Below are 8,331 nucleotides of genomic sequence, written 5' to 3'. Positions count from 1 at the left end.
ACTTTTAAGGTCACTCTTTGTGCCTGATAAAAAATGGCGAAAACAAGAAGAACCTCAATTGAGGTTCATCTTGTGATATTTGTGGGACAGCAGTGCCTTCGGGTGCTTTTTTATTGACACTTAAATTGGGTCTAACACATTAAAAATCCTGAGTAAATTACTTGGTTGAATCTATAGTTTGAACTTCTTAAAATAATCCCTTATTTTAAATATGCCTTTATTGCATCATGAATACTGAATTACTCTCTCCTGCTGGTTCACTAAAAAATATGCGTTATGCTTTTGCTTACGGAGCAGATGCTGTCTATGCAGGGCAACCACGTTATAGTTTACGTGTCAGAAATAATGAGTTTGATCATGACAATCTTAAAATTGGCATAGAAGAAGCTCACTCTCTTGGTAAAAAATTTTATGTCGTCGTCAATATCCAGCCACATAATAGTAAATTAAAAAATTTCATACGTGATCTATCCCCAATTATTGAAATGAAACCAGATGCATTAATCATGTCCGACCCAGGGTTAATCATGATGGTTCGTGAGCATTTTCCTGATATGCCAATTCACCTATCAGTACAAGCAAATGCCATCAATTGGGCTACAGTTAAGTTTTGGAAAGACTATGGCTTAAGCCGTGTAATTCTTTCACGTGAGTTATCTTTAGACGAAATTGAAGAAATTAAAAATAACGTGCCAGATATTGAGTTAGAAGTATTTGTACATGGCGCCTTATGTATGGCCTATTCTGGTCGATGTCTACTATCGGGTTACATGAATAAACGTGATGCCAATCAAGGAGCATGTACCAATGCTTGTCGTTGGGAATATAAAATCCATGACGCACAAGAAGATTCAAATGGAGATGTTATCCCTGTTCAACATTTCGAAAATTCAAAATCATGTTGTTCTAAATCATCACATGAGCGTAATACTATCAATCCAGTATTAGTACAACGCAACGATGAGGATATGTTTGCTGCCGAAGAAGATGAGCATGGTACTTATTTCATGAATTCTAAAGATCTTCGCGCGGTGCAACATGTCGAGAGGCTGAGCCAAATGGGCGTCGCTTCACTAAAAATTGAAGGTCGAACCAAATCTTACTTTTATTGTGCCCGCACCGCACAAATTTATCGAAAAGCAATTGATGATGCATTATCGGGTAAATCTTTTGATCAAAGTCTAATGACACAACTTGAAGGTTTAGCTAACCGTGGCTACACAGAAGGTTTTTTACGTCGCCATACTCATAGTGAATATCAAAATTATGAAGATGGCTCATCACATTTTGACTTTCAACAATTCTGCGGTGAAGTACTAGAAAGGAATGGTGACTTCATCAGAGTTGAAGTCAAAAATAAATTTATTGTTGGGGACTCACTTGAATTAATGACACCGAAAGGCAACGTCCATTTTGTGCTCGAACAAATGCGTGATCTCAAAGGTAATCTTATCGATAATGCAAAAGGTTCAGGTCATACGGTTGAAATACCATTTCCACAAGAAATTGATATTCGTTATGCATTGCTGATTCGGAACTTACCTCAAGCAAAACAGCAATTATCATCAGCCTCTTTAGCATACTCAGCACATTAATTCATGGCTCTTATGATTACTACCGCATGTATCAACTGTGATATGTGCTTACCAGAATGTCCAAACGAAGCAATATATGAAGGTGCTAAAATTTATGAAATCGATACCGAACGTTGCACAGAATGTGTCGGTTTTTATGATGCACCGACTTGTATTGCAGTTTGCCCGATAGATTGCGTTAAACCTGATCCACAACTTAATGAATCACATTCAGAACTTTTAGAAAAGTTTCGAAGATTAAAATCACAGTAAGTTACAAATAAAAAAGCGCCTTACGGCGCTTTTTTTAGATATACAAATTAGTTTGCATATACTGGGAATTTTGCACAAACAGCTTCTACTTTAGCTTTCACTTCAGCGATAACTTTTTCATCACCTTTACTGTCGATGATGTCAGCAATCCAACCTGCAAGTTCACGAACTTCAGATTCACCAAAACCACGAGTTGTAACAGCTGGAGTACCGATACGGATACCAGAAGTAACGAATGGAGAACGTGGATCATTTGGAACTGCATTTTTGTTTACAGTAATGTGTGCTGCACCTAACCATGCATCAGCATCTTTACCCGTTACGTCTTGTTTGATTAAAGACAATAAGAATAAATGATTTTCTGTACCACCTGAAACAACATCATAACCACGTGAAATTAATACTTCAGCCATAGCTTGAGCATTTTTCACGACTTGTTGTTGGTAAGTTTTAAACTCATCAGACATCGCTTCTTTGAAACAAATTGCTTTAGCAGCAATTGCGTGCATCAAAGGACCACCTTGGTTACCAGGGAATACTGCAGATTGAAGTTTCTTCTCGATTTCTTCATTTGCTTTTGCAAGGATTAAGCCAGAACGTGGACCGCGAAGCGTTTTATGAGTAGTAGTCGTTGTTACATCAGCAATTTGAACTGGGTTCGGGTAAACACCAGCAGCAACTAAACCTGCAACGTGAGCCATATCAACAAAAAGATAAGCACCAACTTTATCAGCGATTTCACGGAAACGCTGCCAATCAACAACTTGGCTATACGCAGAGAAACCAGCAACGATCATACGCGGCTTGTGTTCCAAAGCTAAACGTTCAACTTCTTCATAATCGATCTCACCCGTTTCAGGGTTTAAACCGTATTGAACAGCGTTGTATGTTTTACCAGAAAAACTTACTTTAGCACCGTGAGTCAAGTGACCACCGTGAGCTAAGCTCATACCAAGTACTGTATCACCTGGGTTGAGAAGCGCTAAATACACAGCCGAGTTTGCTTGTGAACCTGCATGTGGTTGAACGTTTGCATAATCAGCACCGAACAATGCTTTCGCACGGTCGATTGCAAGTTGTTCAATTACGTCAACATATTCACAACCGCCATAATAGCGTTTGCCAGGATAACCTTCTGCATATTTGTTCGTAAGTTTTGATCCTTGAGCTTCCATAACTGCTGGAGAGCAATAGTTTTCTGATGCAATTAACTCAATGTGAGCTTCTTGGCGTTCGCCTTCAGAAGCAATCGCTTGAGCTAATTCTGGATCAAATTGAGCAATAGAAATATTGGCAAACATTAGCGGGGGTCCTATAAATTAGGGCTTTTAAGCCGTGCTAAAGATTGGTGCGTATTGTAGCATGAAGTTTGCCTTTTCACAGATTGATATTTATTTAATTATTCGTGAATTTTATTCATTCTGAATGTTCCGATATCAATGAAAATGATGAAGAATCTAACAAGCTTTTAAATAATTAAAATTTGGTATAAAAAATGGACTTCGAAAATACTCTGAACAATCATGAATTCCAACTTCCAGAAAACTGGAATTACTACATGTGTCAAATTGATGAGATGCCTGCAAGCTATTTTGTTAATTTAGCCTTAGCTGAAATCGCACCTATATCACAAAGATTACAATTAATTTGGCTAGAAATTAAAATGAATCAACCTCGAGAAGATGGCTTATCTTCAAGTGAAGAATTTGACCATTTAATGGTTTTTGAGGATGAAATCATACCTAGCCTAACAGATGGAAGTCAGAGCATATATGTAGGGAGATTGACACATAATAAAGTGAGAGAGTTCTATTTTTATTGTAAGGATGCGACTGTCTTAGAACATAAAATTCAACTTATCATGCAAAAATTCTCTCAATATTCCTATCAAACTGGTCACCGCGATGAACCAGATTGGTCTTCATATTTTAAATGCATGTACCCTACTCCAGAAATATTACAGACTATATCTAATCGAGCTGTTGTTGAGAATCTTCTTCATCATGGTGATCGTCTACAGATAGCACGACCTGTATGTCATTGGCTTTTCTTCCAAAATGAAACAGACTTAGCTGAATGTGTACTCAAGACTCAAGCTTTAGGTTTTGAAGTTGTACAAATCGATCAGCTTGATGATGAACATATGAAGTTTTCTCTACAAATTTCTCGGATAGATCACGTTGATCAATATTCAATAGATCGTTGTACTTTAGAATTATTCGAGTTATGCAAGCTTTACAATGCTGAATATGACGGTTGGGAAACGGAAGTAGTTATTGATTAACAACAAGCCCAGTATTTCATTTAGCTGAAATACTGGGCGAATAAACGCGATTTTTAAATTAATTGCTCGCAGGCATCAATGTTTTCACATCGTTAACAATATTTGAGATATTTAGCACATAAGCAGTGCCATGATCCCATTCCGCATTAGTAAAATATTGAATTTGCGATCCTTTACTTCGTGCTAACAAGACAAGACCATCCGTTGCTTCACGAGGAACTGTTGTATCTTTACCACCCTGATAAATTAGCGCAGGTTGGCTCAGTTTAACTTGTGCAGGCTGTGAATCATTCTCCAAGAAAGTCTTAACCAATGGAATTGCCATAAAATTAGTTTGAGTTCGTGGATAGTTAGCTAGACTACCATTTGTGAATGCATACGTTTGCATTGCCGCACCGAACTTCTGACCAACCTGATCGTAACAATCTAATTCTGCTCGACTTGCAATCTCATCCGTTGGTGATTTAAAGACGTTAATATAATTAAAAGTAGGTTGCAGATTTCTTATCCCTGCTGTAATTAATGCAGTAAAAGTATCAAGTTGAGCATACATTTGGATTTGCTGAGCGATAGGTGCATTTTCAACAGATTGCTCACCTTTAACTAGAATTGCTCCTAAGTTCGATGCTGGAGCTACTGCGACCGTGCCTCTATAATCCAATTTAGCGCGACTCGCATATTGCGCTGCACCCAGTGCTGCCTGCCCACCTTGAGAATGCCCTACAGTCACCCATTGACGTGAAAGCACTTTCCCCTGACTCGCCAAATAAGATCTTGCTGCAACAACAGCATCCGTAATTGAGTATGCTTCACTCTTAACATTTAAAAATGGATGTAATTCTCTCCCACTTGGTTCACCTAAACCTTCGTAATCTGGAGCTACAACAACATAGCCAGCTGCAAGAAATTTATTAATCATGTCTTGTATATAGATATTCGTTGCATTTCGACTAGGCGCACATTGATCAGCAACTCCCGTTGTTCCATGTGCCCAAACGACAACTTTCCAACCACCTGATGGCATCGTTCCCTTTGGAACGAATATCAAACTAGTCGCTAATGTTTCTTTGCCATTTTGTCCCAACATTTTATATGTCATGACAGAGCTTTCAGAAGCAAATGCCGAGAAATCAGTTTTTGTGTAAGCAACGGGCATTCCAACTACTGGATTTTTAAAGTTGTTTTCAGGAATGCTTGGTTTCGATGTATAGCTTGAATCGTCACTTCCACCACAAGCCGTTAGAACAAGGCTTGAACTCAGCATAACAACCGTTAATAATTTCATTTTCATATATAGTTTTTCCTTAACTATTTTATTTTTGATGCATCTTTAGATCTTTTCTAAAGCATTTCACTGTCAACAATTACGCTTATTCGAAATGCGTTTCAAGTCTTTTCATCAGCAAAATAAGATTTATTTTTAATCAAAAAATCGAATTACCAGAGGAATATAGCGATTGCGAATCGAACACATCTTGGTTGAGGCATAATTTCGAGTAAGATATCAAATCCACTCTACTTCACTTAGGTCATGACCCAATGCAAGCTATCATTTTAGATACTGAAACCCATACATTGAATGGCTTACCGATAGAAATTGCATATGCACCAATCGAGATAGAGAGTGGTAAATTAAGTTTAGATAAAACCAAAATTTTTGATCAACTCTATCAAGTCGGTCAACCGATCTCATACGCCGCTATGGCAGTTCATCATATTCTTGAATCGGATTTGATAGATCAACCTTTTTATAATGAATTCGAATTACCAGAACAAACTGCGTATATCATTGGTCACAATGTTGATTACGATATTTCAGCAATTGCGAAATGTGGTGTTGATGTTTCCAAATTAAAGCCTATTTGTACGCTAGCGCTTGCTCGTCGCGTATGGGAAAATGCAGAAGCGCATAATATTTCTGCATTAATTTATTTAATTTCGAAAGGAAGTGATAAAGCTCGTGAAATGCTGAAAGGCGCACATAGAGCTGATGCAGATATTATTTTAACAGCCAATATTTTGATGCATATCATCCATCATTTAAATATCCAAACAATTGAACAACTCTATGTAGCTTCAGAAGAGGCACGCATTCCAAAATCAATTAGCTTCGGTAAACACAAAGGCACTTCGATCTCTGATTTACCAACAGATTATGTGCAATGGTTAATGCGACAAGATGATCTCGATCCGTACTTAAGAAAGGCACTAGAAAAAAATATCGTCTAAAAAAGCACGTTAATTTTCAATAAGTTCAATTATTTTCTATTTACTTTATGCAAATAGATGATATTTAATAATTTGTTAACATTTCTGTCACTTTTCAACTATATCTTAATCTCCATCTAGATCTTGACTGGGGGAGATTAAGAGATGTCACATTTTTTTAAAACGGAACTTGGACAAAATGCATTGCAACAACGCAATATCGCTTTGACTGCAAAACAACGACGACTACTATTACTTATTGATCACGAAGACTTTCAAGAACTAGACCATAACTACAAAGAAAAAATTGCACCATCTGAGCTTGTTCAACAACTGATTGACATGGGTTTACTCGCCCAACAGGCAGAGCCAACAAATATAAAAGAAATACCTTTGGAACAAACTGCTCCTATCATTCAATCAGCAATTACAGAACCGCTTGAAAATAATCATTCAACAACACCAAGCTCTGATGAAGAAACATTTGAAAATATTGAACTTGAAAAATTACCTTTTGTAGAGATTCAACAAGTGATGATCCAAACACTAACCACCTATTGCGGTTTGATGGCTCGTCCTTTAATCCAAAAGATTCAAACAATAAAAACCGTGCAACAATTAAAAGCATGTCAAATGCAGTGGATTACCTCCTTACAAGAAAGCCGCATTCCACCGACTCAACTGAATCAAACACTTAAGCTAATTAATTATTCAGTTCAACATTTATAAATTTGACCTTATAAATAAGAACATAATTTGAATAATTGCTCTTTTAATAAGCAAGAAATCACTTGGTGTTCATGTTTATATTTACCTATATGATTTTTTTGCCTATCATGTGGCTCGCATGCGCTCATAGCTCAACAGGATAGAGTACAGGTCTCCGAAGCCTGTGGCGTGGGTTCGAGTCCCGCTGAGCGCACCACAATCTTTTCTCAAATCATTTCAAAACTATTTCAATATAACAATTTTTTGATTGAGCTTATTATTACTTCTTCTGATGCATTCTCAATAATTACCGTATAGATTACGGTAAGTGATAAGTCTTTCTCATATTTCATTCTGACCAATTAGTTATCTAACTTATATAAAAGTTTACTGTATTAAATCGCTATCTTAATTTCTTTAATATAAAGATTTTACGACTAAGCAAAGAAAGTATTTAAATAGAAATGATGATTCTCTTTAGACTAAAGTATCTTTCATTTTGACGCATAAGGATAAGTTTCCAATATAAAATTCACACGATAATTAAAGTAATCATTTATTACTTTTAAAGCATTTTATTTATGTGGGTATTACATGGAAGTCAGAGGCTAAAAGTTACTTGAGTTACACACCATTCTTTTATGTGCAACAAGTTACATCAATGAAAACTTTATCTTTTCTAATCAGAATCAAATTGATGACATCAATTACGGGCTTATCGTTCATGCTTTTCTCTTAAGTGTTTTCAAAGATCAAGGCTTCTCAAACTTTAAACTCATGCATGGAAAAAATCTTAACGCCAAAGAGCATTTTTGGTTAGAAAATGAAGATTCCATAATTGATTTAACAGCTCAGAAGTCTTTAAAAGTTACAACACCTTTGATTTTAATTCCTAAAAAAACTTACTATCAAAATCACCTTCTATTGATCAATGAAAAAAGACTCATGTTAAAAAGTATCCCAAAAGAAATTAATCAAGCCATTATTCCAATCAAAAAAGTCTTTTATAAAGACTATTATTAAAAGTCGGGGAAATTATTTAAATATTTTCGATATTATTTAGATATAAATATATACCTATTTGATATCTTTAATATGTAAACGTAGTATACGGCGAATCTCTAAAACTGCCTCAGGCGTTTCTTGTATTGAGTGACCTCCATGAATCACCATTTCTGAACTCGCTCCATTGGTAATCCCCCCTAAAAATAATAGGATCTAAAAGTAGAATTTTCTCTTAAGATACGAGCAGGAGATTCTGCATGAAAACATCTAAATTTACTG

8 protein-coding genes, 1 tRNA gene and 1 pseudogene are annotated in these 8,331 nt (G+C 36.2%); 7 read left to right on the top strand and 3 right to left on the bottom strand.

Features of this window, described 5'->3' with window-relative positions; translation table 11 throughout:
• The first annotated feature begins 227 nt into the window (after nucleotides 1–227).
• Nucleotides 228–1,595, top strand: a complete 1,368-nt coding sequence (gene trhP / locus MKL32_RS02080) for a prephenate-dependent tRNA uridine(34) hydroxylase TrhP (protein WP_039048317.1) — start codon at nucleotides 228–230, stop codon at nucleotides 1,593–1,595.
• 3 nt (nucleotides 1,596–1,598) lie between these two features.
• The gene (locus MKL32_RS02075) at nucleotides 1,599–1,847 is read left to right on the top strand and encodes a YfhL family 4Fe-4S dicluster ferredoxin (RefSeq protein ID WP_004962453.1); all 249 of its coding nucleotides are present in this window, start codon (nucleotides 1,599–1,601) and stop codon (nucleotides 1,845–1,847) included.
• A gap of 47 nt (nucleotides 1,848–1,894) precedes the next feature.
• On the opposite strand, the gene glyA is transcribed toward MKL32_RS02075, so the two are convergent.
• On the bottom strand, nucleotides 1,895–3,148 hold the full coding sequence (glyA, locus tag MKL32_RS02070) for a serine hydroxymethyltransferase (RefSeq protein ID WP_004915215.1): 1,254 nt from the start codon (nucleotides 3,146–3,148) through the stop codon (nucleotides 1,895–1,897).
• A gap of 194 nt (nucleotides 3,149–3,342) precedes the next feature.
• Between glyA and MKL32_RS02065 the strand changes: the two genes are divergently transcribed.
• Entirely contained in the window at nucleotides 3,343–4,131 is a 789-nt protein-coding gene (locus MKL32_RS02065) for a DUF695 domain-containing protein (protein ID WP_125272795.1), read from the top strand.
• A gap of 58 nt (nucleotides 4,132–4,189) precedes the next feature.
• On the opposite strand, the gene MKL32_RS02060 is transcribed toward MKL32_RS02065, so the two are convergent.
• A complete protein-coding gene (locus MKL32_RS02060; RefSeq protein ID WP_125272796.1) occupies nucleotides 4,190–5,422 on the bottom strand; it encodes an alpha/beta hydrolase in 1,233 nt (410 codons plus the stop codon).
• Between the two features lie 248 nt (nucleotides 5,423–5,670).
• On the opposite strand from MKL32_RS02060, the gene MKL32_RS02055 reads away from it, so the two are divergent.
• The 4 genes from MKL32_RS02055 (at nucleotide 5,671) to MKL32_RS02040 (ending at nucleotide 8,070) form a co-directional block, all read left to right on the top strand.
• Entirely contained in the window at nucleotides 5,671–6,360 is a 690-nt protein-coding gene (locus MKL32_RS02055; RefSeq protein ID WP_039048314.1) for a putative quorum-sensing-regulated virulence factor, read from the top strand.
• A gap of 144 nt (nucleotides 6,361–6,504) precedes the next feature.
• Nucleotides 6,505–7,068 (top strand): hypothetical protein, encoded by a 564-nt coding sequence (locus MKL32_RS02050; RefSeq protein WP_004962465.1) that lies wholly within the window; start codon nucleotides 6,505–6,507, stop codon nucleotides 7,066–7,068.
• Between the two features lie 120 nt (nucleotides 7,069–7,188).
• A tRNA-Arg gene (locus MKL32_RS02045) sits at nucleotides 7,189–7,264 on the top strand.
• Nucleotides 7,265–7,824: 560 nt separating this feature from the next.
• Nucleotides 7,825–8,070, top strand: a complete 246-nt coding sequence (locus MKL32_RS02040; protein ID WP_227545378.1) for a hypothetical protein — start codon at nucleotides 7,825–7,827, stop codon at nucleotides 8,068–8,070.
• A 54-nt stretch (nucleotides 8,071–8,124) separates the two neighbouring features.
• On the opposite strand, the pseudogene MKL32_RS16175 reads toward MKL32_RS02040, so the two are convergent.
• Nucleotides 8,125–8,238: pseudogene (locus tag MKL32_RS16175) on the bottom strand (hypothetical protein); the annotation flags it as partial.
• Nucleotides 8,239–8,331: the final 93 nt, after the last annotated feature.

The organism is Acinetobacter sp. AOR34_HL, from assembly GCF_027854795.1.
In the GTDB taxonomy this organism is placed as follows: Bacteria; Pseudomonadota; Gammaproteobacteria; order Pseudomonadales; family Moraxellaceae; genus Acinetobacter; species Acinetobacter junii.
This window is presented reverse-complemented; position numbering and strand designations above follow the sequence as displayed.

Excerpts from the sequence above, each read along its gene's own strand:
- trhP (WP_039048317.1), top strand. The coding sequence starts at position 228 with ATGAATACTGAATTACTCTCTCCTGCTGGTTCACTAAAAAATATGCGT.
- MKL32_RS02075 (WP_004962453.1), top strand. The coding sequence starts at position 1,599 with ATGGCTCTTATGATTACTACCGCATGTATCAACTGTGATATGTGCTTA.
- glyA (WP_004915215.1), bottom strand. The coding sequence starts at position 3,148 with ATGTTTGCCAATATTTCTATTGCTCAATTTGATCCAGAATTAGCTCAA.
- MKL32_RS02065 (WP_125272795.1), top strand. The coding sequence starts at position 3,343 with ATGGACTTCGAAAATACTCTGAACAATCATGAATTCCAACTTCCAGAA.
- MKL32_RS02060 (WP_125272796.1), bottom strand. The coding sequence starts at position 5,422 with ATGAAAATGAAATTATTAACGGTTGTTATGCTGAGTTCAAGCCTTGTT.
- MKL32_RS02055 (WP_039048314.1), top strand. The coding sequence starts at position 5,671 with ATGCAAGCTATCATTTTAGATACTGAAACCCATACATTGAATGGCTTA.
- MKL32_RS02050 (WP_004962465.1), top strand. The coding sequence starts at position 6,505 with ATGTCACATTTTTTTAAAACGGAACTTGGACAAAATGCATTGCAACAA.
- MKL32_RS02040 (WP_227545378.1), top strand. The coding sequence starts at position 7,825 with ATGCATGGAAAAAATCTTAACGCCAAAGAGCATTTTTGGTTAGAAAAT.